Genomic DNA, 26,905 nt, shown 5'->3' with positions numbered 1-26,905 from the left:
GTCGCGTCCGGTCAGGTGCCCACGGGCGCCGGACCGGACGCGGCCAGGTGCGTGATCGCGTCGAGCACCGCGGCGTGCAGGCGGGGGTCGTCGAGCGGACGGAAGTGCCCGTCCAGCGGCAGCCGGACGTTCACCGCGCCCGCCAGCTCGCTGCCCCCGGGCACGTGCGGGTCGAACCGCGCGTAGATCGACCAGATCCGCGCGTGCGCCGCGACGTCGCGCGCGAGCTGCATCAGGTGCGGGTCCCTCGGCCCCAGCGCGCGGACCGACCGGGCGGGGAACCACCGCGCGTAGACCGACCCGGCGAACGGCGTGTTGACGGCGACGAGCCCGGCGACACCCGGCCCGACGTGCGGGTCCGCCAGGGCGATCTTGCCGATCAGCCCGCCCTTGGAGTGCGCGACCAGCACGACGCGGTCCAGCGCGAGCTCGCCGAGCCGGTCGACGACGTGCCGCGCGGACACCTCCAGGGAGCGCTGGTTGAAGCCGAGCGCGGGGACGGCGTGGACGGGGTGGCCGGCGTCGTGCAGGGCGCGGCCGAGGCCGGCCATGACGGGCCACGTCTCGTAGATGCCGGGCAGCAGGACGACCGGCACCCGGTCCCCGCCGTCCCACGAGCCCGCGGCCGGGGGTCGCAGCACGGCCCGGGCCTGCGCCGCGACGATCCACGCGTAGTCCTGGCCCCACGCGACGGCCTCGCGCAGCCGACGCAGCACACCGCGGGGGCGCTCCGGGGCGGCCGCGGGGGTGCTCATGGCGCGACGAGATCCAGCACCAGGTCCCCCACCTCGCTGGCGTGCTCGTACATGGGTGCGTGCCCGGCACCGGGCACCGTGACGGCGCGGGCGCGCGGTGCGGCGTCGACGAGCGTCCTGACCCAGGGGGGAGGTGCGACGTGGTCGTGCTCGCCGCGCACCACGAGCACCGGGACGTCGACCTCGCGCAGCCGCTCCGCGACCGGGTGGCGGAGCATCCCCTGCAGGACGGTCCCGAACCACCGCGGCCCGCACTCGACCCAGCCGCGCAGCAGGAGGCTCTGCACCCGCGCCGAGTCGTGGACGGCGCTGCGGGCGAGGTGCACGAGCTGCTCGGGGGCGGTGCGCGCCCGGTCGTCGACGGTCGGGCCGATGAGCACCGCGTGGGACGCCAGCCCGGGTGCCGCCGCGATCGCCTCGACCACCACCTGGGCCCCCATGGAGTGCCCCAGGAACGTCGCCCCGCTCACGCCCGTGCGCTCGGCCCACCGCGTGACGAGCTGCGCCAGCTCCTCGATGCCCAGCGGCCCGGCCGGCCGCGGTACGCCGCCGAACCCGGGCAGGTCGAGCAGGTGCACGGTCCCGGTGAGCCCGAGTCGCGCGGTCAGCCGCTCGTACGTCGCCGACGACGCCCCGAGCCCGTGCACCAGCACGAAGTCGCGCCGGTCCTCGGGGGCCAGGTCGTCGACGGCCGCGTGCCGCACGGTCCACGTCCGCAGCGCGAGGCCGTCGATCCGGACCCGGTCGACCCTGACGTCCGTCCGGTCACCCGTCCGCGGACCCCGCACGATCTGCGGCATGCACCCTCCCGTCGCGCAACGTCCCCGACGGCCGGTGCCCCGGGATCGTCCCACGGCTCCGGCCGGCCCGCAGGGGCACTCACCCGGCGGGGAGCTCCAGGACGGCTCGCGCACCGCCGGTCGGCGCGCCCTCGAGGCGGACGTCGCCGCCCAGCTCACGCGCGACCTCCCGGGCGATCGCCAGGCCCAGCCCGGTGCCCCCGGAGTCGCGCTCGCGCGCCTCGTCCAGCCGCACGAACCGCTCGAAGACCCGTTCCCGGTCCGCGTCCGCGACGCCCGCTCCGTCGTCGTCGACCACGACGCGCACGACCCCCGGCCCGTCCTCGACGCGCACCTCGACGCTGCTCCGCGCGTGCCGCACCGCGTTCTCGACGAGGTTGCGCAGGACGCGGCCGACGCCGTCGACCGTCCCCGTGGCGCTCGCGGAGCCCGCGACGCCCACCCGCACGTCCCGCGCCCGGGCCACCGGTGCGGCCGACGCCGCAGCACCCGCCGCGACCGCCGCCAGGTCCACGGGGCCGCGCTCGCCGGCCGACGCGCCGACGCGCGCGAGCACCAGCAGGTCCTCGACGAGGGTCTGCATGCGCGCGACCTGCGGCCCGAGGTCGGCGACGAGGTCGGCGACCGGGTAGGCGCCCGGGTGCGCGGCGGCGACCTCGACCGCGGCGCGGGCGGCGGCGACGGGTGAGCGCAGCTCGTGCGCGGCGTCGGCGACGAAGGTGCGCTGCCGCGCGGCGGCGACCTCCAGCCGGTCGAGCATCGCGTTGAGGGTGCGGGCCAGCGCGCCGAGCTCGTCGTCGCCGGGCGGCACGGGCAGCGACCCGGGACCCCCCGCGAGCGCGACACGGTCGGCTGCGGCGCGCAGCTGCTCGACCGGCGCCAGCGCGCGGCCGAGCACGGCCCACAGCACGACGCCGAACCCCGCGGTCAGCACGGGCACGACCAGCAGCAGCGCGACCCGCAGCGCGCGCAGCACGCCCAGCACGTCCGTCGCGGGCACGGTCGTGACAAGGGTCGCCGGCACGTCCCGGTAGACCACGGCGCGGACGGCGGCGCGCGCGGCGTCGTCGTACGCGCTCGCGGCCGTGCCCACGACGAGCACGTCGTCCCCGGCGCGCTCGCGCCAGTCCGCGAGGGTCGCGGGGTCGACGACGGGCAGCGTGCGGCTCGCGGTGGTCGAGGTGGCGAGGACGCCGCCCGCGACGTCGAGCAGCTGGGCGACCTCGCCGGGCTGGGCGACGGGCAGCGCGTCGGGCACGCGGTCGTCGGCGACGAGGGCCGCCAGCGTGTCGTTGCGTTCGCGCACCACGTCGTCGAGCGCGGCGGTGCGGGCCGTGCCGAGGGCGGCCGACAGCGCGAGCGCGCCGGCGACGAGCACGACCGCGACGGCGAGGGTCGCGACCGTCGTGAGGCGCGCGCGCAACGACCGGGCACGCCACCGGCGGGTGCCCGTCCCAGCCGCGCGGGCGTCCGTCGTCATGCCCCGCCCACCCGGTACCCAGCGCCGCGCACCGTGGTGACGGCGTCGCGCCCCAGCTTGCGGCGCAGGTAGCCGACGTACACCTCGACGACGTTGGGGTCCTCCCCGCCGGTGTCGAAGACGTGGTCGAGCAGCTCGATCTTGCCGACGACCCGGTCGGCGTGGCGCAGCAGGTACTCCAGCAGGGCGGTCTCGCGGACGGTGAGCTCGACGACCTCGTCGCCGCGCGTGACCTGCCGGGACGCGGGGTCGAGGGTCAGGGCACCGGCGTGCAGCACCGCCGGGCGCGGCGCGACCGGACGCCGGACGAGCGCCCGCAGCCGGGCGACCAGGACGACGAAGGAGAACGGCTTGGTGAGGTAGTCGTCGGCGCCAACGTCGAGCCCGTCGGCGACGTCGTGCTCGCCGTCCTTGGCGGACAGCATGAGCACGGGCGTCCACACGTCCTGCGCGCGCAGGGCCGTCACGACGTCGTAGCCGTTGCGGCGGGGCAGCATCACGTCGACGACGAGGACGTCGTACTCGCCGTCGACGGCCATCGTCAGGCCCGTCTCGCCGTCGTGCGCGTGGTCGACCGCGAACCCCTCGGCCGTCAGCCCGCGGCGCAGCGCGCGCACGAGCCCGACCTCGTCGTCGACCACCAGCACGCGCACCCCGGCAGCATCCCACCCGCCGGGCCCGCGCACGCGCCCCCCGCCGTCGGCGTCTCTCAGGGTCCGCTCAGGCGCCGACGTGCAGGGTGGAGGCATGGACACCACCCCCGTCGCCCCCGCCAGGACGCGCCGCCGCGCCGCCTGGGCCGTGCCGGCCGTCGCCGCGGCCACCGTCGCCGCCGCGTTCGCCGCTCCCCCGCTGCTCGCGTCCGCGGACACCGCAGGGCTGCCGCCGGTCACGGCCGCCGAGCTGCTGACCCGCGTGGCCGACGCCGAGCCGCAGGCGCTGTCGGGCACGGTCGTGCACACCGCGCGCCTCGGGCTGCCGGACCTGTCGCTGACGCAGATGACCGGTGCGGACCCCGTGAGCCTGCTCGGCGGGTCGACGACGCTGCGCGTGTGGACCGACGGCGAGCAGCGCTCGCGCGTCTCCCTGCTGGGTCCGGCGTCGGAGTACTCCGTGGTCGCCGACGGCGCGGAGGCGTGGACGTACTCGTCGTCCGACGACGAGGTCGTGCACTACGCGATGTCGCAGGCCGACGCGGCGCGGGCGCAGGAGCTGCACGCGGCGGCGACCCCGCCCGCGGACCTGCCGACGCCGGACGAGATGGGCCGCGAGGCCCTGGAGCGCGCCGAGGAGCACGCGACGGTCGGCGTCGACGCCGCCACCACGGTCGCGGGCCGCGAGGCGTACCAGGTGGTCGTGACCCCGCGCAGCACGACGACGCTCGTGGGACGCATCGTCGTCGCGGTCGACGCGCAGACGTGGACCCCGCTGCGCGTGCAGGTGTGGGGCAGCGACGACGCCGCGACGCCCGCGCTCGAGCTCGGGTTCACGGACGTGACGTTCGCGGCCCCGGACGACGCGGTCCTCGCGTTCTCCGCGCCCCCGGGTGCGACCGTCCGCGAGGTGGCGGTCCCGCTGCCCGACGAGGCCGCGCTCACCCACGCCGCCCCCGACGACCTGCCGACGACGCTCCCCGAGGACCCGGCGGACCTGCCGCTGCCCGAGGGCGTCACGGTGACCGGCACGGGCTGGGACACGATCGTCGAGCTCACCGACGTCGACATCGCCGCACTGGTCGCGGGTGACCCCGCCGCCGTCGCGGACCTGACGCACATGGACAAGCAGTTCGACTCGGAGGGCGCACAGGAGCTGTACGAGGAGTTCGCCTCCGAGGGTGACGGCCCGTCCGTCGACCTCGACACCACGGCGCTGTACGACCAGCTGACGACGGCCGTCGACGGCGGGCGCGTCCTGTCCTCGACGCTGCTGTCGGTCCTCGTCCTGGACGACGGCCGGGTGCTCGTCGGCGCGGTCCCGGTGGAGGCGCTGCGCGCGGCGGCGGGCGCGTGACGACCTCGGTCGCCACGGCGGCGACGCCGGTGCCCGCCGTGGCGCAGGCTGGTCCCGTGACCGACGACGCGATCCGCTCCCGCGGCCTGACCAAGCGGTTCCGCACCGGCCAGGTCGCCGTCGACGACGTCGACCTGGTCGTGCCGCGCGGGGCCGTCTACGGGTTCCTCGGCCCGAACGGGTCGGGCAAGACCACGACGATCCGCATGCTGCTGGGGCTCGTGCAGCCGACGTCCGGGCAGGTGCACCTGCTGGGGGCACCGATGCCGCAGGACGCGGCGCGCGTGCTGCCGCGCGTCGGCGCCCTCGTCGAGGGGCCCGCGTTCCAGCCGTACCTGTCGGGGCGCGCGAACCTCGCGCGGCTCGACGCCGTCGACGCGTCCGCCGACCCCCGCACCGCGCGCACCCGGTCCGACGACGCGCTCGAGCGCGTCGGGCTGGGTGCCGCGGCCGACAAGCGGTACCGGCAGTACTCGCTGGGCATGAAGCAGCGGCTCGGGCTGGCCGCGGCGCTGCTGCGTCCGCGCGACCTGCTGGTGCTCGACGAGCCGACCAACGGGCTGGACCCGCAGGGCACGCGCGAGGTGCGGCACCTGGTGCGCGAGCTCGCCGACGCCGGGACGACGGTGCTGGTGTCCTCGCACCTGCTCGCCGAGATCGAGCAGGTGTGCACGCACATCGGGATCATGGGCCGCGGCCGCCTGCTGCTGCAGGGCCCGCGCGCCGAGCTCACCGCACGTCGCGGTGCGCGCGTCGTCGTGCGGACGCCGCAGGCCGACGGCGACGCCGCGGTCGCCGAGCTGCGTCGCCTGGGCCTGGCGGACGCCGCGGCCGAGCGGCCCGTCGCGGACGGCAGCGTGACCGTGTCCGCGGCCATCACCGCCGACACGCGCGACGACGCACCCGACGACGGCACGCACGAGGCGCGCCCCGACGGGCCCGCGGCGCAGGACGTCGCCGCGGCGCTCGTGCGGGCCGGTGTCGGGCTCCTGGGGTTCGACGTGCACCGTCCGTCGCTCGAGCAGATCTTCGTCGAGCTCACCGGGGAGGGTTTCGATGTCGCTCGTTGACACCGCGCCGCCGGACGTCGCGCCCCCGGGCGCCGAGCCGGTCCGTCACCGCGGCGCGCTCGGACGTCTCGTGCGCTCCGAGCTGACGCTCGTGCTGGGCCGGCGCCGCAACGTCGTGCTGCTCGTGGGCCTCGCCCTCGTGCCGCTGCTGCTGGGCCTCGTGCTGTTCCTCGCGCAGGACTCGGGGCTCGCCGGTCAGGGGCCGCCGTTCGTCGCCCGCGTCACGGGCAACGGGCTCTTCCTCGTCGTCGCGTCGCTGTTCCTGTGCACGCCGTTCCTGCTGCCGCTGACCATCGGCATCGCGTCGGGCGACGCGATCGCCGGCGAGGCGTCGACCGGCACGCTGCGCTACCTGCTCGTCGTGCCCGTGGGCCGCGGGCGGCTGCTCGCCGTCAAGGCGCTCGGCGCCCTGGTGTTCGCGGCGGCCGCCGTCCTGGCGATCGCGCTGGTCGGGCTGCTGACGGGGGCGATCCTGTTCGGGGTCGGCGACCTCACGCTGCTGTCCGGCACGACCGTGCCGCTCGCCGACGGCATCCTGCGCGTCGCGGGTGTCGTGGCGTACGTCGGGCTGTCCATGACGGGCCTGGTCGCGGTCGGGCTGTTCTTCTCGACGCTCACCGAGGTGCCCGTCGGGGCGATGGCCGCCACCGTCGTCGTCGCGGTGGTCTCCAGCGTGCTCGACACGCTGCCGCAGCTCGCGGCGATCCACCCCGCGCTGCTCACGCACCACTGGTTCGACTTCGCGGAGATGCTGCGGGTCGTGCCGTCGGCGGACGTGCTGGCGCAGGGCCTCGCCGTGCAGGCGGGCTGGGTCGCGGTGTTCGGTGCGCTCGCGTGGGCACGCTTCACGACCGCCGACGTCACGTCCTGACCGGACGACTGGTCGCGTCCGGACGTCACGTCCGGACGCGCCGTCACACGATCCGCGGCGCGTCCGGCGCGAGCCTGCGCTGCAGCCCACCGCCGAGCGCCAGCCCGGCCAGCACACCCAGGCTGATCGCGACCATCGAGACGCCCGTCGTCACGATCGTCGTGATCGCCTGGTCGGTCGAGCGTCCGAGCGCGGAGGTGACCCCCACGAGCCCGAGCGCACCGGGGACGAGGACCCAGAACCCCGGCAGGAACGTCACGAGGAACGGTGGGCCCCCGCGGCGCGCCGCCGCGAGCATCGCGACGGGCGTCATCGCCAGGGCCCCGACGAACGACGACACCACAGCGCCGAGCAGCACGCCGCCCAGCACCTGCCCCGCGTACGCGACGACCAGGACGAGCGTGATCCACGGCAGCGCACCGCGGTGCGCGTCGTTGTGCAGCACCACGCCCACCGCGTAGACGAGCACACCGATCCACGGCCCCGCCCAGCCGAGCGGCTGCCCACCGTCCGCGGTCCCGACGTCCGCGGCGGGCACGCCGACCAGCCCGGCCGCCGCCGTGATGCCCAGCGCGAGCAGCACGAGCTGCATGATGCCGGCCGCCAGCCGCGACGAGCCGGCAATCATCTGGCGCGTCGCGAGGTCGATGACGCCCGTGGTCAGCAGCGCGCCGGGCAGGAACGTCACGAGCGGCGCGACCAGCGGGGCCAGCAGGCCGACGGGCCAGCCCGTGCGCACGAGCAGCAGCACGGGGACCGCGACGGCGAACGCGCAGACCGCCACGATCAGGCCCTGGTAGACCGCCGGCACGCGGCGCGTCGCGGCCGTCAGCACGGCGACGGCGCCGCCCAGCACCGCTGCGACCAGGACGTCGAGCCACCCTCCGCCCAGGACGAGCGAGAGCCCCGCGGCGACCCCGACGTACCCCGCGGCGCGGCGCACGGCCGACGACGGGGGCGCGGACGTCACGATCGTCTCGAGCGACTCCAGCCCGTCGTGCGGGTGCACCTCACCTCGGGACGCCGCGTGAGCGAGGTCGAGCACGTCGGCCACCTGGTCGAGGCGCAGCGCGCGCCCGCCGGCCGTCGAGACGGCCGTCTGCACGGTCCCGTGGTGCGGTACCGACACGATCAGCGCCGTCGGGAAGGTGACGACCGCGGCGTCCGGCAACCCGTTGACGGCGGCGACGCGCTCGAGCGTCGCGTTGACCTGCACGATCGGCGAGCCTGCGTCGATCATCGCCTCGCCGAGGCGTACGAGGAACCGGACGGTCGAGTCGGAGCGCCCACTGAGCGGGTCGGCGTCCGAGGAGTCCTCGTCGGTGGGCAGCAGCACGACCGTCGCGTCGAGCAGGTCGGCGCCACCCGGGCGGGTCGCGGGCAGGACGACCGTCGGTGCGTCGTCGGGAGCCGTCGCGCGGCCGCTCGGGACGGCGCCCGCCCCTGCCGCGACCGCGCCCCCTCCCGTGCGCCGCCACCACGCCCACAGGCCGCCCGCGGCGAGCAGCAGGATGAGCACGGCCACCGCGACCATCCCCCACGGCAGCTCCGACTCCACGACCGCGGGACGCGACGAGGGCCAGGCCGGCACGACGGCCGTCGACGTGGACGTGGGTGCAGGGGTGGCTTCCGGCGTCGGGTCCGTCGGGGTCGTGCCCGTCGTCACGTCCGGCGTCGGCTCGGCCGGCTGCTCGGTCGGCGCGGGCGGTGCGGTGGTCGACGGCGGGAGCGTGACGTCGGGCGTGGGCTCGTCGGACGTCGGCGCGTCGGACGTCGAGACGGGCGTGGGGGCCTCGTCGGTCGCGGCCGGCACCCCCGGCTCCTGCGGGTCGGGGACCTCCGGGACGTCGGGGTCGACCGCCCACCATGCCGCCGGCAGGGACGTCGCGGTCCCGGTCGTCGCCGTCCCTGACGTCGCGAACCACGGCACCGCCGCACCCGCGACCACGACGTTGCCCACCACGACCCGCCTCCGCTGGACCACCACCCGACGGGGGCAGGCTATCGACGCAGGGGCACGCCTGCCGACCCGGCACGGCAGGATGGGGGTGTGACCATCACCTCCGAACCCGTCCGCCGCCTGCGTTCCGCGCTGTTCGTCGACTTCGACAACGTGTACATCGGCCTCGCGCGGCTCGACCCGCAGGCGGCCGAGGCGTTCGCGACCGACCCCGGCCACTGGCTGTCCGAGCTGGGCCAGGGGTCCGACGTCGACGGGGACCTCACCCGCAGGTTCCTGGTCCGCGCGTGCTACCTCAACCCGTCGGTGTACTCGCGGTTCCGTCCCAACTTCACGCGCGCGGGGTTCACGGTCGTGGACTGCCCGTCGCTGACGCAGCAGGGCAAGTCCAGCGCCGACATCAACCTCGTGCTCGACGCCGTGGACGCCCTGGCCGCGACCACGCGCTACGACGAGTTCGTCATCGTGTCCGCCGACGCGGACTTCACCCCGCTCGCGCAGCGGTGCCGGGCCGACGACCGCCGCGTGACGATCATCACGGCGTCGCCGGCCGCCTCGGCGTACCGCTCGGTCGCCGACACGGTCATCGGCGCGGACGCGCTCGCCGACCTCGTGACCCAGACGGCGTCGACGTTCGTGGCCGAGCCCACGCCGGAGCCCGTGGCGGCGCAGCCCGAGCCGGTCGTCGCCGAGCCCGGCGCCGCCGCCCCGGAGGCCGCTGCCCCGACGGCGCGCGGGGGGAGGTCGCGTCGGGCGACGCGTGCGGCGACCGCCACGGGTCCGGTCGTCGCGGACGAGCCCGCGGACCAGGCCCCGGTCGTGACCGACGCACCTGCGGACGAGGCCCCGCCCGCCGTGGCTGCGCCGCGCACGACGGCGAAGGCCCGCGTCACGGAGCGGGTCGTCGACGAGGCCGAGGCCCGGGCCCGTCGCGCGGTGCGCCGCGCCGTGCGGACCGCCGACTCCCCGCTCCCGCTGGGCGCGGCCGCGCAGGTCGCGCAGAGCGCCGACCCGTCGCTCGCAGCGTCGCAGTGGGCGGGCACCGGCGGCTTCACGCAGTGGCTCGCCCGTGCGCTGCCCGACCTCGACGTGTCGACGCGGCCGCCGGGGCACGTGTGGGACCCGCAGCGCTTCGGTGAGGCCGACCTGCCGGGCGCCGTCGCCGACACCGCCCCCAACGAGCTGCAGCGGCAGGTCATCGCCGTGACGGACACCCCGGGGCTGAGCCAGGCGCAGTACCGCGTGCTGCTCAAGGCCCTCGCGGCGGACGTCGGCGCGCACCCGTTCGACCGGGTCGCGACGTCGCGCCGCGTGCACGAGGCCTGCCAGCAGTCCGGGGCCAAGGTCGGGCGCTCGACCGTCAACTTCGTCATCTCGGGCGTGCTCTACACGGGCCTGTCGCTCGACGGGAAGCCGACCCCGGAGCTGGTCGCGCGCGGCTGGGCGGACAACGTCATCGGCCTGTGCCGCGGCGCCCGCATGGAGCTGACAAACGGAGACGCCGCGGCCATCCGCGCGTGGGTGGGCGGCGGGCTCGTCGGCTGACGCCCCCGGACGCGGTCCGGCCCGGTCCCCCGCAGGGCGACCGGGCCGGACGGTGGACGGGAGGTGGGTCAGGCGGCGTAGGCGGTGCTCGGCGCCGCGACGGCCGCGGACGGGCCGCGGTACGTGCTGGAGCCCAGCCACAGGATCCACGTGAACACCACGGTCAGCAGGACGAGGCCGACGGTGAAGCCCACCTCGTGCCCGAAGGACTTCGACAGGTCGTTCATGACGATGATCATCGCGATGACGTTGACGCCCGGGATCAGGAACAGCACGAACCACCACAGGGGCCGGCCGACGACCTCGAGCAGCACGATGAGGTTGTAGATCGGGACGAAGGCGGCCCAGCCGGGCTTGCCGGCCTTGGTGAAGACGCCCATGAGGCCGAGAGCGCCGATGACGTAGCCGATGAGGCCGAAGATGAGGCCGACGACGGCGGCACCGCCGGCTGCGGCGGCCGTCTCGGCGTCGGTGAGGGGGACCGTGAGGAAGAGGGACATGGCGCGAACCGTAGCGTTCCTGGGAGCCCGCTGTGCCCCGTTTCGGATGATTGGACCGGGTGCATTCTCGCGGGGTCGTCGTACCCCTCAGCGGAGGGCTGCCACCGCGAGGAAGTCGTCGACCAGCGCGGCCAGCTCGGCGGGGCGCCGTCGCGGCAGCAGGTGCCCCGCGCGGGGCACGACGGCGAGGCGCGCGCCGGGGATCGAGTCGACGACGAGCCGGGTGTGCTCGGGTCGCACGAGGTCCCGCTCGCCCACCACGACCAGCGTCGGCACCCGCACGTGGGCGAGGTCCGCCGGGTCGAGGCACGGGTCGTGGACCATCAGCGCGACCTTCTCGGCCCGGACGCGCAGGGCGGGCAGCACGCGCGCGAGCGCGCCGACGACGGCGTGCGCCGCGCGGATCTCGGCGACGGTCGACGCGGTCAGCCCGGCGGGGAACAGGTTGGCCCCGACGACGACGAGCCTGCCCACGCCCGCGGGGTGACGGACGGCCAGCTCGAGCGCCACGTTGCCGCCGTCGGAGAAGCCGAGCACGTCCGCGCCGACCAGCCCGAGCTCGTCCAGGACCTCGGCCACGTCGTCGGCCATCGTCGCGATCCGCAGCGGGCCGTCGCCGCGCGGGCTGCGCCCGTGGGCGCGCATGTCGATGCCGACGAGCGTGCGGCGGGCGCCCAGCGCGGGGACCATCAGGTCGAAGACGTGGTGGTCCTCGCCGTTGCCGTGCAGCAGGACGAGCGGCGGGCCGGTCCCCCGCGTGACGACCCACAGCGGCCCGACGAGCCCCCCCGGGGGCCGGGTGCCGGGGCAGCCGGTCCGGACGGACTCCTGAGCGCTCCACCGCGTCCTGCCTCACCCCGGCGACCCTAGACCCGCCGTCCGGTACCGGCCCGGGACGTCCCCGCCCCACCCGTCGTATCTGTGACGCGCATCACACCTCTTTCCCATCAGCACCGCAGCGCGGCGCACGGTGCGACGGAGAGGTGGCCGACGATGGCGCACGGCGCAGCGGGGCACGAGGTGGTCGACGCGCTCGTCGTCGGCTCCGGGTTCGGCGCGTCGGTCGCGGCGTACCGCCTGGCGACCGGCGGCCGCTCGGTCGTCGTCATGGAGCGCGGCCGCGCCTACGCGCCCGGCGACTTCGCCCGGACCCCCGCGCAGATGGGCCGCAGCTTCTGGGACCCGAGCGAGCAGCTGTACGGCCTGTTCGACGCGTGGACGTTCCGCGGGCTCGAGGGCCTGGTGTCCAGCGGCCTCGGCGGCGGCTCGTTGATCTACGCGAACGTGCTGCTGCGCAAGGACGAGCGGTGGTTCGTCCACGAGTCCCCGCTGCCGGGCGGCGGCTACGAGCACTGGCCGCTGTCGCGCGCCGACCTCGACCCGCACTACGACGAGGTCGAGCGCATGCTGCACCCGACGCCGTACCCCTACCAGGACACGCCCAAGACGCTCGCCGTCGAGCGCGCGGCGGTCGAGCTCGGGATGCCCGCGATGCGCCCCCCGCTCGCCGTCACGTTCGGGCTCCCGGGCCAGCAGCCCACCCCGGGGCGGGACCTGCCGCCCGCCGCCTACGGCAGCGTGCACGCGGAGCGCGGGGCACGGCGGACGTGCACGCTCTGCGGGGAGTGCGACCTGGGCTGCAACAGCGGCGCCAAGAACAGCCTCGACCACACCTACCTGTCCGCCGCCGCGCACGCGGGGGCGGACCTGCGCACCCTGCACGAGGTGCGCGGCGTCCGGCCGCTCGACGGGGGCGGGTACCGCGTGACGTACCTGGTGCACGACCCGACGTCCGACGGCGCGACGGCCACGCGGGACCTGCCCGAGCGGCACCTGCTCGCGCGGCGCGTCGTCCTCGGCGCCGGTTCCTTCGGCACGACGTTCCTGCTGCTGCGCAACCGCGCGTCCCTGCCCGCGCTCGGGCCGGCCCTCGGCACGCGGTTCTCCGGCAACGGTGACCTGCTCACGCTCCTGCTGAACTGCACGCGCGACGGGCGGCCGCTGGCCGTCGACGGCGGCACCGGGCCCGTGATCACGACCGCGGTGCGCACCCCGGACGCGCTCGACGGGGGCCAGGCCACGGGCCGTGGCGCCTACATCGAGGACGCGGGCTTCCCCGGCTTCATGGGCTGGCTCGTCGAGACCGCGCAGCTGCGCTCGGTCGCGCGGCGCGCGGCGGCGTTCGCCTGGCAGGTCGTGCGCAAACGGACGTTCGCGCACGGACGGTCGAACATCTCCGCGGACCTCGCCGCCCTGCTCGGCGACGGCCACCTCTCGTCCGGCTCGCTGCCCCTGCTGGGCATGGGGCGCGACATCCCCGACGGCCGCATGTCGCTGCACGACGGGCGGCTCGCCGTCGACTGGACGACCGCGACGTCCCAGGAGTACTTCGCCGACCTGCGCGCACGCATGGCCGCGATCGGCGCACAGCTCGGTGCCGACATGGAGGACAACCCGCTGTGGTGGGTCAAGCGTGTCGTCACCGTGCACCCGCTGGGCGGGGCCCCGGTCGGCCGGCACGTCGGCGAGGGCGTGTGCGACGAGCACGGCGAGGTCCGCGGGCACCGGGGCCTGCACGTCGTCGACGGCGCCGCCATGCCCGGACCCGTCGGGGCGAACCCCGCCCTGACCATCGCCGCGATGGCCGACCGCGCCTGCACGCGCATGCTCGCGCAGGACTGGTCGTGGGCCCGCACGCCCGGACGGGCGGCACCGGCCGACGCCGCGGCGGCGCGCCCCGCCCAGACGCCCGCCCGCCCGCCACGCTCGGTCGCGTTCACCGAGCGGATGACGGGTGCGTTCGCGCTGGGTGAGACCGACCCGCACCGCGGCGCCGCGCTGGGCCGGTCCCGCCGCACCCGCCTGACGTTCGTGCTGACGATCACCGCCGACGACGTCGAGGCGTTCGTCGACGACCCGCTGCACCGCGCCGAGGCGACGGGCCACGTCGACTGCGACGCGCTCGGTGGGCGCCTCGAGGTCTCACGCGGCTGGTTCTCGCTCTTCGTGCACCCCCACGGCGTGCCGGGCCGGCGCATGCTGTACCGGCTCTGGCTGCGCGACGCCGCCGGTTCCCCGCTGACGCTCGTCGGGGCCAAGCACGTGGAGGACGACCCCGGCCTGGACGTCTGGGCCGACACGACGACGTTGCTGGTCAGGGTGCTCGTCGGGCACGTGCCGCCGCCGCCGGACGACACCCCGGAGGAGGTCGAGACCGTCCTGGCGGCGCTCGCCGACGACGCCGTGGGCGCCGGGCCGCACGCGGCCGGGGCGGAGGTGCTGGGTGCGGGTGTGATCGTCATCCGCCCGCAGGACCTCGCGCGTCAGCTCACGACGTTCCGCACGACCGGCGGGCGCGGGGGGCACACCCTCGCGGCCTTCGGACGGTTGTTCCTGGGCGAGCTGTGGGACGTGTACGTCGCGCCCCGCGGCCCGCGTCCCGTGAGCGTCGGGGCCGCGCGATGAGGCTTCGGGAGCTGGCGGCGCACGCCGAGGAGCTGGGGTTCGTCCCCCGCCCCGCGGTGCGCTGGCTCGACCCGCCGGAGCTCGCCCGCACCGCCCTGAAGGCGGTGCTCGCGCAGGTCTTCGCGGACTACGGCGACAAGCGCGAGGTGCAGGCGGCGCTGCCGGCCGGACCGCTCGAGCCGGTGCACCGGCCGGACGGCGACCTCTGGATCGACTTCACGGCCGACCTCGGCGACGGGTTCGACGCCACCGCGACGGTCGCGGCGCTGCTGGCCGCGCCGACGCTGACCGTCGCCGGCCCCGACGGCCCCGACGGGTCACCGGGCATCCCCCGCACGCTGCCGCGCGGGCACGTGCTGGTGCTCGGCGGCGACGAGGTGTACCCCGCCGCCTCCGCGCGGGCGTACGAGGACCGCACGCTCGGCCCGTACGCCGCCGCGCTGCCGGCGCCGGCCCCCGGGACCCCGCGCGACGCGACGACCGCGCCGACGCTCCTCGCCGTCCCCGGCAACCACGACTGGTACGACGGGCTCACCTCGTTCCTGCGGGTGTTCGCGCGCGGCGCGGCGATCGGCGGCTGGCGCACGGTCCAGCGCCGCTCGTACGGTGCGATGCGCCTGGGGCACGGCTGGTGGCTGCTGCTGCTCGACAGCCAGCTCGGCGAGTACGTCGACGAGCCCCAGCTCGAGCACCTGCGGACGCACCTCACGGCCCACCTGCGCCCGGGTGACGCCGTCGTGGTGTGCGCCGCGGAACCCGCCTGGGCGCACGTCGCGGACCACCGCGACGCGTTCGACCAGCTCCACTTCGTGGAGCGGGAGCTGGTGCACCTGCGACGCGTCCCCGGCCGGGACGAGCCCGAGCCGACCGGCGCCGCGGTCCGGCTGTGGCTCTCGGGGGACTCGCACCACGCCAGCCGCTACGCGCAGCGCCCCCCGGACGGCGCCCACGCCGACGGCCCCGCGGGGGCGCCCGCGGGACGCGACCCCCGGTCCGTGCAGGCCGTCACCTGCGGGCTCGGCGGGGCGTACCTGGGCGACACGCACCGGCTGCCGGACCACGTCGACCTGCCCGCCCCCGGGGCGCGGCGACGGGACGACGCACCCCGCGTGCCGTTCGACAGGTCGGGCCCCACCTACCCCGACCGGGCGACGTCGCGCCGGCTGGCCCGCCGCGTCGCGAACCCGTGCGGACGGTGGTGGGCGGGTCGGCGCAACCCCGGGCTGCTGGTGGCCCTCGGGTGCGTGCAGCTCGTCCTCGTCGTGGCACTCGCGGCCGTGCTCGACCTCGTGCGTCCCGGTGCGGGCGTCGTCACGGTCCGCGCGACGCCGGCGTCCGACGCGGCGCGCTTCGCCGCGGTCGTGCTCACCTGGGGGGCGGCGCTGGTCGTCGTGCACGTCGTGGCCGCGCGTCTGGCCCCCCGAGGCCGGCTCGCGAGCACGGTCCCGGCGAGCGTCGGGCTGGTGCTGCAGCTCGCGGCCGGCCTGACCGGTCTGGTGCTGCTGACGGCGCTGCCGTGGCCTGCCGCATGGTCGTCCGCCGGTGTCGTCGCGGGGGTGGTCGTCGTCGCGTGGGCCGCCGGTGCGCTGCTCGGCACGCAGGCGTTCGCGCTGCTCCTGGTCTCGCGACGCACCGGCGCCGTCGCGTCGTGGCAGATGTCCGGTCAGTCCGTCGACGACCACAAGGGGTTCCTGCGGTTGCACCTGCGGGCCGACGGCGCGCTCGTGCTGCACACGCTCGTCGTCGACGCGGTGTGCCGCGACTGGGAAGTCGCGCGCGACGCGGCCGGAGCCCGACCCGTGCCCGCGGGCGGTCTGCCGCGCGTGCGCCTGCTGGAGGAACCGCTCGTCATCGCCCGGAAGGGGTTCGCACCATGACCGTCGCACCCGCCCGCCGCACCCCGGCCACGTCGCCGCCCGTGCCGCCCCCCGCTCCCCCGCGCGGCTCGCGGGTGACGCGCGCGGACCACCGCACCGAGGTCGTGCCGCTCACCGCGGGCGACGGCACCCGCCTGTCCCTCGTCCACGTGCGCGGACCCGTCGAGCCGTGGCGCGGGCCCGTGCTGCTGGTGCACGGGGCGGGCGTGCGCGCCGAGCTGTTCCGCCCGCCGACGCCCCGCACGCTCGTCGACCTGCTCCTCGAGGCCGGCTGGGACGTGTGGATGCTCAACTGGCGCGCGTCGATCGACCTCGACCCCGTGCCGTGGACGCTGTGCGACGTGGCGGTGCACGACCACCCGGCGGCCGTGGAGCACGTCCTGGCGGCCACGGGCGCGCCGACCCTCAAGGCGTTCGTCCACTGCCAGGGGTCGACGTCGTTCACCATGGCCGCCGTCGCGGGGCTGCTGCCGCGGGTCGACACGGTCGTGACGAACGCCGTGAGCCTGCACCCGGTGGTGCCGTGGTTCTCGGCGTTCAAGATCCGGTACCTGGCGCCGCTGCTCGAGCACCTGACGCCGCACCTGTCACCGGCGTGGGCGTACCGCTCGGAGGGCAACCTGTCGAAGGTCGTGCGTCGGCTGGTCGACCTGACGCACCCCGAGTGCGACAACCTCGTGTGCCGCATGGTCAGCTTCACGTACGGCAGCGGGTACCCGGCGCTGTGGTCGCACCGCAACCTCGACCGGGCCACGCACGACTGGATCACCGGCGAGTTCGCCGAGGTGCCGATGTCGTTCTTCGCGCAGATGCGGGCCTCGATCGACGCCGGGCACCTGGTCGCCGTCCGTGACCACCCGGAGCTCCCCGTCGGCCTGGGCGTCCGCGCCCCGCGCACGACGGCCCGGTTCTCGTTCCTCGCGGGCGTCGACAACCGGTGCTTCCTGCCCGAGTCGCAGGTGCGGTCGCACGCGTTCTTCACCCACCACCAGCCCGATGCGGGCCACACACTGCACGTCCTGCCCGGGTACGGGCACCTGGACGTGGTCTTCGGCCGCCACGCGTGGCGCGACACCCATCCCGTCATCCTCGAGGAGCTGGACCGATGAACGCCGTCGTCTCCGTGGCCCGCGCCGTGCTCGGCGCCCTGCCGTCGCCCGTCCCCCGCCGCCAGCGCCGCCTCACCGGCCGAGCGGCACGCGTCGACACCATCCCGTACGCCCTGCCGGTCAGCTCCGAGGAGTCGGCCGTGCTGATGGCGGCGTTCCCGATCTCCCTGGCCGCGGCCCGCGCCGCGCTGCCGGGCGACGAGCTGCACCCCGTGAGCCTGGGCTTCGGCAAGGGCGTCCTGGTGGTCACGGTCGTCGACTACCGCGCCACCGACATCGGCCGGTACATCGAGTACTCGCTAGCGATCGCGTGCACGCACGGCCCGCGACCGGCGCCGCCCCTGCTGCCGATGGCCCTGCAGCGCACCCTGCGGGTCGGGCAGTACGTGGTCGACCTGCCTGTCAGCACCGAGGTGTCCGTCAAGGGCGGCAAGGGCATCTGGGGCATGCCGAAGCACCGGGCGCGCCTGGACTTCGTCGAGGGCGAGCGCACCGTGTCCGCGCAGTACGACGACGAGGACGGCCGGCTCGGCGCGTACGTCGAGATCGAGCGGCCGTCGCCCACCGGGCTGCCGCTGCGGATGGCCGCGGCCAACTACTGCGCGTGGCGGGGCATGCTGTGGCGCTCGACGATCTACATCGACGCGGTCGGGGACGTGGCCGTCGGCCCGGGCGCCCGCGCGCGGCTCGTCCTCGGCGACGCGCCCGGCGTCGCACCGCTGCGCGACCTCGGGATCGGTCGGCGTCCGCTGTTCACCGCGTACCTGCCGGCCGCGCGCGGCGTCCTGGACGACCACTACGAGGCGTGGTTCCTCACCGCACCGACCCTCGCGGACGCCGACGCGGCGACCGCGGCCGGCCGGTTCGGGGGGCCGCTGGAGTCGGTCGTCGGGCTGGGTCGCGGCGAGCAGTGGCCCCCGGCGCCGGACCGGTCGCGGCCCGGCGTCGAGGCGGAGGCACCGGACCGCGCGCAGCAGGAGGCGGTGGACGCACCGTGATCACCTACGTCGCGGCCCTGGTGTTCCTGTTCGGCGCCACGATGTACGTCGGCACCATGTGGGTCCTCAAGCTGTTCCTGTTCCCGACGTGGCCCGGCCTGACGCGCGAGAACGTCGCCGTGCACTTCGGCGTCCCCACCCGCCGGGCGACGACGTTCTTCACCGTCGTGGTGCCGCCGATGTTCGTCGCCGCGATCGTGCTCGTCGTCACCGAGTGGGGCACCCGCTGGGTGTGGTTCGGCGTCGCGTGCCTCGTCGGGGTGTTCGTCCTGACGTTCGTCGGGCAGGCCCTCATCATCCCCGTCAACAAGCGCATCCGTGGCGGGCTGTTCGCCGACGACACCGAGCTCTCCGGCCTGCTGCGCCGCTGGATGGTCCTCAACGACGTGCGGTTCTACGGGTCCACGCTGACCTGGGTGGCGATCGTCTGGTACGTCGTCGCGCGCGGCGACCTGCTGGGGGCGTTGACGTGAGCACCGCCGGCGACCGCGGCACGGGCCCGCGCACGTCACCCGCCGACCGGCTCGTCCTGGTGCTGCGCGTCATCGCGTGGGTGACGGTGGCGACCGGGGTCCTGCAGGTCGTCGCCCCGGCGTTCGTCCTGACGCGGCTCGGGGCGTTCACGGACGTGACCACGGCGCACCTGTTCGCGACGGTCGGCATGTTCATGGTCGTCGTCGGCGCCCTGCTCGCGACGACGCTCGCGCGGCCACGGCACGACCCGGACGTGGTCCTGTGGGCCGCCGTGCAGAAGGCCGGCGCGGCGCTCGCCGTCGGTCTCGGCGTCGCGCGCGGCGTCTTCGACCCGCTCGCGCTCTCCGTCGCGGCGTTCGACCTGCTCACCGCCGCGCTGCTGCTCCTCCACCTGCGGCGGCTGCCGCACGGGCGCCGCACGGGCGCGTCATGAGCCGATCGCTCGTCCTGGCCGGCGGCGGAATGCGCGTCGCCTGGCAGGCGGGCGTGCTCCTGGCCCTCGAGGAGGACGGCCTGACGTTCGACCACGTCGACGGCACGTCGGGCGGCATCCTCACCGCGGCGGCGCACCTGTCGGGCGTCGGCGCGGCCGACCTGTGCCGGCGGTGGCGCGACGTCGACGTCCGGGACTTCGGCTCCGCGCTGCCCCTGCGCGACTACCTGCGGGGGCCGTGGAACCTGCCGGCGATCGGCGACGCCGACGGCATGGTGCAGCGCGTCATGCCGGCGCTCGGGATCGACGTCGACGCCGTGCGCCGCTCCGACGTCGCCGGGACGTTCAACGTCGTCGACTTCGTCACCAAGGCGTGCGTCGCCCTCGACGCGCGCGACGTCGACGCCCCGCTGCTGGCCGCCGGGATGTCGCTGCCCGGCTGGGTGACGCCGCTGCACCGCGACGGGCACGTCTGGACCGACGCCGTGTGGGTCCGCGACGCGAACGTCGCCGAGGCCCTGCGCCGCGGCGCCGACGAGGTGTGGCTGGTGTGGTGCATCGGCAACAGCCCGGCCTGGCGCGACGGCCCGCTCGAGCAGTACGTCCACATGATCGAGATGAGCGCCGCGGGTGCGCTCGCCGCGGACCTGCAGCTCGCGGCGGCGACCGGCCGCGACTTCGTCCTGCACGTCGTGCACCCGCAGCTGCCCCTGCCCCTGGACCCCGAGCTGTACCTGGGGCGCGTCGACGCGGACTCGCTCGTGCAGCTCGGCTACCGGGACGCACGCCGGTACCTCGACGCGCGCACCGCCGGCGGCGTCCCGCACACGGTCGCGTCGACGGCCACCCCCGACCCGCCGCCGTCGGCCCGCTTCACCGAGCGGCTGCGCGGGCAGGCCGACGGGCAGGACGTGACGCTCGACCTCACGGTCGTCCTGCCGCTCGACGGGCTCGCGACGGCCGCCCTGGTCGCGGGCGCGCTCACGGTCGGCGACACACGCTCGTTCCTCGCCGACGGCCACGTGGTGCGCGGCGACGGCACGCTCGCGTACGTCGCGACGACCCGGATCGACGGGCGGCTCCTCGAGGTGGTCGCCCGGCGCGACACCGTCGACGACCCCGGCCCGGACCGCCTGCGCGACCTGGACCGCGTGCACCTGACGGTCCGGGCGTGCGACGACGGCGCGTCGGTGCTCGACGGCGAGCTGCGCCTGGGCGGTGACGGCCTGCGACGCCTGCTCGCGTCGGTCGAGCCGGTGGGCGTGCGGGGCGTCCTGCGCCGCGCGGACGTGGTCCGCCGCTTCCTGGCCCGCGCGGACGCCCTGACCCGACCGGCCTGACCGCACCCCCACCCGCCCACCCCCACGGCGAGTGCGGGGGAAACTGCACGAGTGCGGGGGTTGTCTCCCCCGCACTCGTGACGTTTCCCCCGCACTCGACAGGTGTGACGCCGGGCGGGAGAGGGACGGGCGCGGAATGGTGTGGTGGGCGACGGGGTTGCCCTCGAGGTGACTGCGATCTCCGTGCTCGACCTCGTGCCCGTCCGCTCCGACCAGACCACGGCCGACGCCGTCGCGGCGACCCTCGCGCTGGCGCGTGTCGCCGACGAGGTCGGCGCGGTGCGCTACTGGGTGGCCGAGCACCACAACATGCCGGCCGTCGCGGCGACCAACGCCCCGCTGCTCATGGCGCTCGTCGCCGCCGCGACGACGCGGGTGCGGGTCGGGTCCGGCGGGGTGATGCTGCCGAACCACTCGCCGCTGGTCGTCGCCGAGCAGGTCGCGCTCCTCGAGGCCGCGTACCCGGGCCGCGTCGACGTCGGCATCGGACGGGCACCCGGCTCCGACCCGGTGACGAGCCACCTGCTGCGGCGCGGGTCGACGGGCGACGGGGTCGACACGTTCGACGACGACGTCGCCGCGCTCGCGGGCCTCGTCCGCCCGGAGGGTGTGACGGTGCGGGTCGGCTCGACGTCGTACCCGCTGCGGGCGACGCCCCGCGCCGTGTCGGCGCCGCAGCTGTGGCTGCTGGGGTCGTCGTCGTACTCGGCGCAGCTCGCCGGGAGGCTCGGGCTGCCGTACGTGTTCGCCCACCACTTCGCGGGGAGCGGGACCGACGAGGCGGTCGCGCTGTACCGCCGGACGTTCGTGCCGTCGGACGCGATGCCCGAGCCGCGCACGATCGCGGTCGCCAACGTGGCCGTCGCGCCGACCACCCAGGAGGCCCACCGCCTCGCCCTGCCGCAGGTCCGCACCATGTGGCGGCTGCGCTCCGGCATGACCCTCGAGCCCCAGGAGCTCGTCGAGGACGCCGAGGCTGCTCCCCTGCCGGCCCGCGCCGACGACGCGCTCGCCGCGCTGACCGCGAGCTGGGTGATCGGCGACCCGACGTCCGCCGCGGCGCAGGTCCGTGCGCTGGCGACGCGCCTCGGCACCGACGAGATCATGATCCAGCCCGTCGCCGGCGCCACCCGCGGCACCCCCGCGGGCACGTCCCCGGCCCGCGAGCAGACCCTCCGCCTCCTGACGGCCGCCCTCGCCTGACGCTCCCCCTCCCGCGAGTGCGGGGGAAACGTCACGAGTGCGGGGGTCGTTTCCCCCGCACTCGACACGTATCCCCCGCACTCGCGGGTCAGGGGGTGCGTTCGAGGAGGGTGAGGACCTCGTGGTGGTGGGTGTGGGGGAACATGTCGAGGACCTGGGCGCGGACCAGGCGCAGCGACGGCATGTGCGTCAGGTCCCGGGCCAGGGAGCCCGCGTGGCACGACGAGTACAGGACGCGCGGCACCCCGCTGGCCTCGAGCCGGCGGCTCAGCGGCTCGCCCAGACCCCGCCGGGGCGGGTTGACGACGACGAGGTCGGGGACGTCGGTGGCGGCGAGGGCGAACGCCGTGGCGTCCCCGACGAGGAACCGGGTGCCGGGCAGCCGGGCGTCGCGCGCGGTCAGCTCGGCGCTCGCGACGGCCTCGGCGCTCGTCTCGACGCCGACGACGTCACGCCCGGGACGCGCGAGGTGCAGCGCGAACCCCCCGACACCGCTGTACAGGTCCCATACGGACGTCACGGCGGCCTCGTCCGCCCACGCCACCGCCTGGCGGTAGAGCGCGGCGGCGATCTCGGTGTTGGTCTGGAAGAAGCTGCGCGGACGCAGGTGCAGGTCGAGCCCGTTGACGCGCATCCGCAGGGTCGCGCGCTCCGTGAGCAGGATCTCGTGGTCGCCCTCGAGGACGGCGGCGTGGGCCGGCTGCACGTTCACGGACGCGACGACGAGGTGCGGCAGGTCGGACCGCAGCGACGGCAGGTGCTTGCGGATGCGGGCGAGCGCCTCGGTGCTGCGCAGCACGAACCGCACCATGAGCTCGCCGTCCGGTGACGCGGTGACGAGCACGTGCTTGAGCTCGCCGGCGCGCGTCGGCACGTCGTAGGGCGTCAGGGAGGCGCGCGTCACGAACGCCGCGAGCGGCGCGAAGGACGCGCTCAGGGCCGCGGGGTACAGGGGGCAGCCCTGCAGGTCCACCCCGTGGCCGTGGGCGTCGAGGATGCCGAGGGTGGGTGCGTCCACGGTGCCCGCGACGACCATCTTCGCCTTGTTGCGGAATCCCGCCTCGGCGCTCACGACGGTCGGCAGCCACCCCACGTCGGCCGGGTCGCCGAGCACCGCGCGGACGTGCCGCGCCTGCGCGTCGACCTGGTCGGGGTACGGCTGCGCGAGGAGCGTGCACGAGCGGCACACCCCCGCGTCGAAGTACCCGCAGCGCACCCACCCAGGGTACGGGCCGCGCCCCCGGGCCCTGCGAGGTCAGCCCTCGGCGAGGATCGCGTCGATCTGCCCGACGGCCTCCTGCAGCCCCTCGGACATGCCCATCGCGAGCATCTGCGCGAGCGCCTCCGCGGACGGGAAGTGCGAGGTGATCGTCATGATCGTGCCGGTGCCGCCCGGCTCGAGCGCCACGACCATGCGCGTCGCGGGCATGGCGGCGTCGGGCTCCCCGTGCTCGTCGGCGAAGCGGTCGTCGATCTCGAGCCCGCGGGGCTCGTCGACGTCGGAGAACGTCCAGTGGCCGTTCGCGCGCGTGCCGTCGGGCCCGGTCATGTGGTACTTCGCGACGCCACCGGGGCGCAGGTCGTGGGCGTCGAACGTGGCCGGCCACGTCGGCGGGCCCCACCACCGCTGCAGCTGGGTCGGGTCGGCCCAGAGGCGCCAGGCGCGCTCGGGGGTGGCGGCGAGGTCGGCGACGACCACGAGGGTGAGCTCCTGGGTGTCGGGTGTGGCGCTCAGAACGGTCATGACGTTCCTCCGGTGGGTCGGCCGTCCCGGCGTTCCGGGGCGGGTCGTGCGGGTGGCGTGACGTCCGCGGCTGGGTGCGGCGCGTCGGCGGCGACGTCGAGGTCCACCAGGACGGCGGACATGCGCTCGACGCGGGAGCGCCACAGCTCCTCGAGCGAGGTGAGCAGGTCGGCTGCGCGGCGCACCGTGGCGACGTCGCCGCGCACGATCTGCTCGCGCCCCCGCCGCTCCTTGACGACGAGCTGCGCCTGCTCGAGCACCGCGACGTGCTTCTGCACGGCCGCGAAGCTCATGGCGTAGGGGGCGGCGAGGGCCGAGACGGAGGCCCCCTCCACAAGCACGCGGCGCAGGATGTCGCGCCGCGTGCCGTCGGCGAGGGCATGGAAGAGCCTGTCGGCCTCCCGGTCCTCGCGCGCCCGCTGATCTACAACCACAAGGTTGTACGTTAGCGGTGGACGGCAGCCCGCACAAGCCCTTCGGCCGCCTCTCACGGATACGGACAAACCCGCCCGGAACGGGATGGATCGTGTTGTGGCGGACGCCCGTCATCCTTTAGGGTCACGATCGCGGGAGCGCTCCCGCACGCGTGCTGCCGACGGAGCCGGCCCGCAGCCTGCTCATCGACGGCACCAGGGGGACCACCGATGGACCGCACCGCGGAGACCGTCACGACGCACGCCCGCGTCCCGGGGGACGACGACGCCCGACGCGTCGCCCTCGTCACCGGGGCCACCTCCGGCATCGGCGCCGCGACGGCGCTCGAGCTCGCCTGGCGCGGCCTGCGCGTGGTCGTGCTGGGACGCGACACCGCGCGCGGCGCCGGCGTCGTCGAGCGCATCCGCGCGTCCGGCGGGCAGGCGGCGCTCGTCACCGCCGACCTGTGCGACGACGACGGGCTCGAGGCCGCGATCGACGAGGCGGCGTCGATCTGGGGCCGCCTCGACCACGCCTTCAACAACGCCGGCGTGACCGGCCCCGGCACGGTCGCCGACGCCACGACCGAGGACTTCGACCGCGCCTTCGCCGTCAACACCCGCGCCCTGTGGCTGTGCATGCGCGCCGAGGTCCGCCACATGACCCGCACCGGCGGCGGCTCCATCGTCAACAACCTCTCGGTGCACTCGGTGCGCACCGTCTTCCGCGGCGTCGCTCCCTACGCCGCCTCCAAGGCCGCGGCGCACGCCCTGACCCGGTGCGCCGCGGTCGAGCTCGCCGACCGGGGCATCCGCGTCAACGGCGTGGCACCCGGTCCCATCGACACCGGGCTCTTCGCCGGGCCGGGCCTGCACCCCGACGGCGCCGACGCCTGGGAGCCGCTGCTCCCCATGGGGCGAGCGGGCACGACGGGCGAGGTGGCCGACGCCGTCGCCTGGCTGTTCTCCGACGAGGCGCGGTACGTCACCGGCAACGTGGTCGCCGTCGACGGCGGCTTCCTCGCCTGCTGAGCACCCGGTCGGCCTGCGCGGCCTGTCCACGGGGCTGTGGATAACACGCCCCCCGCGCCTCCGAGGGCTGCTAGCGTCGCGCCCGGTTTGACCGTATTCGTCACCCAGGGGGCTCCCGTGCGCACGTTCCTCACCATCGTCCTGTCGGCCGTCGGCGGGCTCCTCCTGCTCGTCGGCGGTGCCGTGGCCGTGGTCGTCGGTCCCGACGACACCGCCTCGCTCCCCGCCGACGAGGTCCCCTCCCCCTCGGGCGTCGCGCTGACAGCCTTCGACATGTTCCCGGTCCGCGACCTGACGCTGCACGTCGAGGCGACGTCGGCCGGCGGGCCGGTGTTCCTCGGCACGGCCCACCCCGTCGACGGGCGCGACTACGTCCGCGGCGTGGCCGCGTCCTGGGTGCGGGGCGTGGACCGCACCGGGACCCTGCGGACCGACGCGATCGAGGGCGAGCTCGACGCACCCGAGGTGGACCCGACCGCGGCGACGTTCTGGACCGACTCCGCGTCGGGCGACGGCACGCAGGCGCTCGACGTCAGGCTCGCGGACGAGCCCGTGTCGTTCGTCGTCGCGCCGCAGGGTGGTCCCGCGGCGACCACCCTGGCGTTCGGCGTGCTCGTCCCGCGGTCGTTCGTCGCGGCGCTCGGCGTCGCCGCGGTCGGCGCGCTGCTCGTGGCCGGCGCCGTGCTCGTGCGCCGACGCCGCGTGCGCACCGAGGGGCCACCCGCGGTGGCCACGTCGCGCGCAGGGACGTCCACGGGGCCGGAGCCCGAACCCGTCGGTGCCACGCGCCCCGCCGCCGCGCGCCCCACCTTCACGCGCACCGCCGTGCTGGGTGCGGGTGTCGCCGTCGCGCTGACCGCGTGCACCCCGCTGCCGTCCGCCGTCGAGCACCCGTCCGCCCCGGCGCGGATCGCCGCCGACGAGGACGAGATCGCCGCGGCACTGGCGTCGTACGGCGAGCGCAGGACGGCGGCGAGCGCGCTCGCCTCGCAGCTCGACGCCAGCGGCTGGGCGGCGTCCGACACGGACGGCCTGCTCGCGCTCCTGCAGTTCCGCACCACGCTCGCTGCCGCACGTGGCGAGGCCCCGACGGCCACGACGGTGACGTACTCGGCCCTCGACGCAGCGGTGCCGCAGTTCACGTCGTACCCGATGTGGTTCGTGGCGCTCCTCGAGCCGACGACCGACGGCACGCCCGGCGAGAACCCCCAGATCCGGGTGTTCGAGCGGGACCGGGCGACCGCACCCTGGCGGGCCAGCCTCGCGCTCGAGGTGCCCGCCGACACGGTGGCCCTGCCTGCGCCGGGTGCCGCGAGCGTCGCGACGCCCGAGCAGGTGGCGGCGGGGCTCGCGGGCGTGGAGCTCCTGCGGTCCCACCTCGAGACGGGCGCCGAGGTGGGCGTCGAGCTCGGCGAGCTGGCGGACGCCCGCGGGAGCTTCCTGGGCAACGACCTCGAGGGCAAGCTCGTGGTCGACCTCGCCCAGGTCACGGTCTTCGGCGCACCCGAGGACCCCACGGCCCCCGGCGGCCCCGTGCAGGTGGTGCCGGTCGACGGCGGCGTGCTGGTCACCTCGACGCTGTCCCTGACGTTCAACCAGCGCATGGAGGCCGGCTGGACCGTCAGCCTCACCGACGACGCGCTCGCCCAGGCGACCGGCCAGACCGGCGAACGCCAGAACATCCGCGCCTCCGGCGTCGTGCAGAGCGTCCTGCTCGTGCCCGACGACACCGCCCCGCGCGTCCTGGCAGCCAGCTGGTCGTTCCTGGCGCCGAGCGCGTGACCCGCGCGCGTCCTAACCTCGGGGGAACGCACCGGCCGAGGAGG

At 76.0% G+C, this 26,905-nt stretch carries 24 protein-coding genes; 14 read left to right on the top strand and 10 right to left on the bottom strand.

The features are described from left to right. Positions 1–11 precede the first annotated feature (11 nt). The 4 genes from OKX07_RS07055 to OKX07_RS07040 all read right to left on the bottom strand — a co-directional run bounded on the left by OKX07_RS07055 (position 12) and on the right by OKX07_RS07040 (position 3,688). Complete coding sequence (locus OKX07_RS07055; protein ID WP_265631128.1) at positions 12–755, bottom strand: esterase/lipase family protein; 744 nt, start codon at positions 753–755, stop codon at positions 12–14. Then, positions 752–1,555: an alpha/beta fold hydrolase gene (locus OKX07_RS07050; RefSeq protein WP_265631127.1), complete on the bottom strand. Its 804-nt coding sequence runs from the start codon at positions 1,553–1,555 to the stop codon at positions 752–754. Before OKX07_RS07050 ends, OKX07_RS07055 begins: the two co-directional genes overlap by 4 nt. Before the next feature lie 79 nt (positions 1,556–1,634). Then, positions 1,635–3,035, bottom strand: coding sequence for a sensor histidine kinase (locus tag OKX07_RS07045; protein WP_265631126.1), 1,401 nt, complete (start codon positions 3,033–3,035; stop codon positions 1,635–1,637). Continuing rightward, positions 3,032–3,688: a response regulator transcription factor gene (locus OKX07_RS07040; protein WP_265631125.1), complete on the bottom strand. Its 657-nt coding sequence runs from the start codon at positions 3,686–3,688 to the stop codon at positions 3,032–3,034. Before OKX07_RS07040 ends, OKX07_RS07045 begins: the two co-directional genes overlap by 4 nt. A gap of 94 nt (positions 3,689–3,782) precedes the next feature. On the opposite strand from OKX07_RS07040, the gene OKX07_RS07035 reads away from it, so the two are divergent. From OKX07_RS07035 to OKX07_RS07025, 3 genes are read left to right on the top strand one after another with little or no spacing between them, the layout of a single operon-like run. Next, positions 3,783–5,045, top strand: a complete 1,263-nt coding sequence (locus tag OKX07_RS07035; protein WP_265631124.1) for a LolA family protein — start codon at positions 3,783–3,785, stop codon at positions 5,043–5,045. Between the two features lie 56 nt (positions 5,046–5,101). Further along, positions 5,102–6,115 carry an ABC transporter ATP-binding protein gene (locus tag OKX07_RS07030; protein ID WP_265631123.1) on the top strand — a complete coding sequence of 338 codons (1,014 nt, stop codon included), beginning with the start codon at positions 5,102–5,104 and terminating at the stop codon, positions 6,113–6,115. Beyond that, the gene (locus OKX07_RS07025) at positions 6,102–6,986 is read left to right on the top strand and encodes an ABC transporter permease (RefSeq protein ID WP_265631122.1); all 885 of its coding nucleotides are present in this window, start codon (positions 6,102–6,104) and stop codon (positions 6,984–6,986) included. The genes OKX07_RS07030 and OKX07_RS07025 overlap by 14 nt, the downstream gene beginning before the upstream one ends. Before the next feature lie 43 nt (positions 6,987–7,029). Here the strand turns inward: OKX07_RS07025 and OKX07_RS07020 are convergent, their stop codons facing one another. After that, positions 7,030–8,949, bottom strand: a complete 1,920-nt coding sequence (locus OKX07_RS07020; protein WP_265631121.1) for a threonine/serine ThrE exporter family protein — start codon at positions 8,947–8,949, stop codon at positions 7,030–7,032. Positions 8,950–9,036: 87 nt separating this feature from the next. On the opposite strand from OKX07_RS07020, the gene OKX07_RS07015 reads away from it, so the two are divergent. Further along, positions 9,037–10,491 carry an NYN domain-containing protein gene (locus tag OKX07_RS07015; protein ID WP_265631120.1) on the top strand — a complete coding sequence of 485 codons (1,455 nt, stop codon included), beginning with the start codon at positions 9,037–9,039 and terminating at the stop codon, positions 10,489–10,491. Positions 10,492–10,559: 68 nt separating this feature from the next. Here OKX07_RS07015 and OKX07_RS07010 read toward each other — a convergent pair whose 3' ends face one another. Next, positions 10,560–10,991 (bottom strand): DUF5684 domain-containing protein, encoded by a 432-nt coding sequence (locus OKX07_RS07010; RefSeq protein ID WP_265631119.1) that lies wholly within the window; start codon positions 10,989–10,991, stop codon positions 10,560–10,562. A gap of 87 nt (positions 10,992–11,078) precedes the next feature. Then, entirely contained in the window at positions 11,079–11,723 is a 645-nt protein-coding gene (locus tag OKX07_RS07005; protein WP_265631841.1) for an alpha/beta fold hydrolase, read from the bottom strand. Positions 11,724–11,984: 261 nt separating this feature from the next. Between OKX07_RS07005 and OKX07_RS07000 the strand changes: the two genes are divergently transcribed. The 8 genes from OKX07_RS07000 (at position 11,985) to OKX07_RS06965 (ending at position 21,890) form a co-directional block, all read left to right on the top strand. Beyond that, complete coding sequence (locus tag OKX07_RS07000; protein ID WP_265631118.1) at positions 11,985–14,456, top strand: GMC oxidoreductase; 2,472 nt, start codon at positions 11,985–11,987, stop codon at positions 14,454–14,456. Then, the gene (locus tag OKX07_RS06995) at positions 14,453–16,333 is read left to right on the top strand and encodes a hypothetical protein (protein WP_265631117.1); all 1,881 of its coding nucleotides are present in this window, start codon (positions 14,453–14,455) and stop codon (positions 16,331–16,333) included. Before OKX07_RS07000 ends, OKX07_RS06995 begins: the two co-directional genes overlap by 4 nt. Beyond that, complete coding sequence (locus tag OKX07_RS06990; RefSeq protein WP_265631116.1) at positions 16,330–17,442, top strand: alpha/beta hydrolase; 1,113 nt, start codon at positions 16,330–16,332, stop codon at positions 17,440–17,442. The genes OKX07_RS06995 and OKX07_RS06990 overlap by 4 nt, the downstream gene beginning before the upstream one ends. Then, positions 17,439–18,440 carry an acetoacetate decarboxylase family protein gene (locus OKX07_RS06985; protein WP_265631115.1) on the top strand — a complete coding sequence of 334 codons (1,002 nt, stop codon included), beginning with the start codon at positions 17,439–17,441 and terminating at the stop codon, positions 18,438–18,440. Before OKX07_RS06990 ends, OKX07_RS06985 begins: the two co-directional genes overlap by 4 nt. After that, entirely contained in the window at positions 18,437–18,913 is a 477-nt protein-coding gene (locus tag OKX07_RS06980; protein ID WP_265631114.1) for a hypothetical protein, read from the top strand. The genes OKX07_RS06985 and OKX07_RS06980 overlap by 4 nt, the downstream gene beginning before the upstream one ends. Then, positions 18,910–19,347, top strand: a complete 438-nt coding sequence (locus OKX07_RS06975) for a hypothetical protein (protein WP_265631113.1) — start codon at positions 18,910–18,912, stop codon at positions 19,345–19,347. Before OKX07_RS06980 ends, OKX07_RS06975 begins: the two co-directional genes overlap by 4 nt. Further along, positions 19,344–20,687 (top strand): patatin-like phospholipase family protein, encoded by a 1,344-nt coding sequence (locus OKX07_RS06970; protein WP_265631112.1) that lies wholly within the window; start codon positions 19,344–19,346, stop codon positions 20,685–20,687. Before OKX07_RS06975 ends, OKX07_RS06970 begins: the two co-directional genes overlap by 4 nt. Before the next feature lie 168 nt (positions 20,688–20,855). Further along, a complete protein-coding gene (locus tag OKX07_RS06965; protein ID WP_265631111.1) occupies positions 20,856–21,890 on the top strand; it encodes an LLM class flavin-dependent oxidoreductase in 1,035 nt (344 codons plus the stop codon). 88 nt (positions 21,891–21,978) lie between these two features. Here OKX07_RS06965 and rlmC read toward each other — a convergent pair whose 3' ends face one another. Genes rlmC through OKX07_RS06950 form a run of 3 tightly spaced genes read right to left on the bottom strand, consistent with a single transcriptional unit; the run spans position 21,979 to position 24,068 of the window. Next, a complete protein-coding gene (gene rlmC, locus OKX07_RS06960) occupies positions 21,979–23,106 on the bottom strand; it encodes a 23S rRNA (uracil(747)-C(5))-methyltransferase RlmC (protein ID WP_265631110.1) in 1,128 nt (375 codons plus the stop codon). Positions 23,107–23,145: 39 nt separating this feature from the next. Further along, positions 23,146–23,634 carry an SRPBCC family protein gene (locus OKX07_RS06955; protein ID WP_265631109.1) on the bottom strand — a complete coding sequence of 163 codons (489 nt, stop codon included), beginning with the start codon at positions 23,632–23,634 and terminating at the stop codon, positions 23,146–23,148. Then, positions 23,631–24,068 (bottom strand): ArsR/SmtB family transcription factor, encoded by a 438-nt coding sequence (locus tag OKX07_RS06950; RefSeq protein WP_265631108.1) that lies wholly within the window; start codon positions 24,066–24,068, stop codon positions 23,631–23,633. The genes OKX07_RS06955 and OKX07_RS06950 overlap by 4 nt, the downstream gene beginning before the upstream one ends. A 210-nt stretch (positions 24,069–24,278) precedes the next feature. Between OKX07_RS06950 and OKX07_RS06945 the strand changes: the two genes are divergently transcribed. Both OKX07_RS06945 and OKX07_RS06940 read left to right on the top strand, forming a co-directional pair. Next, complete coding sequence (locus OKX07_RS06945; RefSeq protein ID WP_265631107.1) at positions 24,279–25,079, top strand: SDR family NAD(P)-dependent oxidoreductase; 801 nt, start codon at positions 24,279–24,281, stop codon at positions 25,077–25,079. 117 nt (positions 25,080–25,196) lie between these two features. Next, positions 25,197–26,861: a hypothetical protein gene (locus tag OKX07_RS06940; RefSeq protein ID WP_265631106.1), complete on the top strand. Its 1,665-nt coding sequence runs from the start codon at positions 25,197–25,199 to the stop codon at positions 26,859–26,861. Positions 26,862–26,905 lie beyond the last annotated feature (44 nt).

The organism is Cellulomonas sp. S1-8 (assembly GCF_026184235.1).
Taxonomy (GTDB): domain Bacteria; phylum Actinomycetota; class Actinomycetes; order Actinomycetales; family Cellulomonadaceae; genus Cellulomonas.
This window is presented reverse-complemented; position numbering and strand designations above follow the sequence as displayed.

What these genes read in the sequence shown, in the direction of transcription:
- OKX07_RS06990 (WP_265631116.1), top strand. Translation starts at nt 16,330, where the DNA reads ATGACCGTCGCACCCGCCCGCCGCACCCCGGCCACGTCGCCGCCCGTG.
- OKX07_RS06985 (WP_265631115.1), top strand. Translation starts at nt 17,439, where the DNA reads ATGAACGCCGTCGTCTCCGTGGCCCGCGCCGTGCTCGGCGCCCTGCCG.
- OKX07_RS07010 (WP_265631119.1), bottom strand. Translation starts at nt 10,991, where the DNA reads ATGTCCCTCTTCCTCACGGTCCCCCTCACCGACGCCGAGACGGCCGCC.
- OKX07_RS06955 (WP_265631109.1), bottom strand. Translation starts at nt 23,634, where the DNA reads ATGACCGTTCTGAGCGCCACACCCGACACCCAGGAGCTCACCCTCGTG.
- OKX07_RS07045 (WP_265631126.1), bottom strand. Translation starts at nt 3,035, where the DNA reads ATGACGACGGACGCCCGCGCGGCTGGGACGGGCACCCGCCGGTGGCGT.
- OKX07_RS07050 (WP_265631127.1), bottom strand. Translation starts at nt 1,555, where the DNA reads ATGCCGCAGATCGTGCGGGGTCCGCGGACGGGTGACCGGACGGACGTC.
- OKX07_RS07035 (WP_265631124.1), top strand. Translation starts at nt 3,783, where the DNA reads ATGGACACCACCCCCGTCGCCCCCGCCAGGACGCGCCGCCGCGCCGCC.
- OKX07_RS06970 (WP_265631112.1), top strand. Translation starts at nt 19,344, where the DNA reads ATGAGCCGATCGCTCGTCCTGGCCGGCGGCGGAATGCGCGTCGCCTGG.
- OKX07_RS07055 (WP_265631128.1), bottom strand. Translation starts at nt 755, where the DNA reads ATGAGCACCCCCGCGGCCGCCCCGGAGCGCCCCCGCGGTGTGCTGCGT.
- OKX07_RS07000 (WP_265631118.1), top strand. Translation starts at nt 11,985, where the DNA reads ATGGCGCACGGCGCAGCGGGGCACGAGGTGGTCGACGCGCTCGTCGTC.
- OKX07_RS07025 (WP_265631122.1), top strand. Translation starts at nt 6,102, where the DNA reads ATGTCGCTCGTTGACACCGCGCCGCCGGACGTCGCGCCCCCGGGCGCC.
- OKX07_RS06945 (WP_265631107.1), top strand. Translation starts at nt 24,279, where the DNA reads ATGGACCGCACCGCGGAGACCGTCACGACGCACGCCCGCGTCCCGGGG.
- OKX07_RS06995 (WP_265631117.1), top strand. Translation starts at nt 14,453, where the DNA reads ATGAGGCTTCGGGAGCTGGCGGCGCACGCCGAGGAGCTGGGGTTCGTC.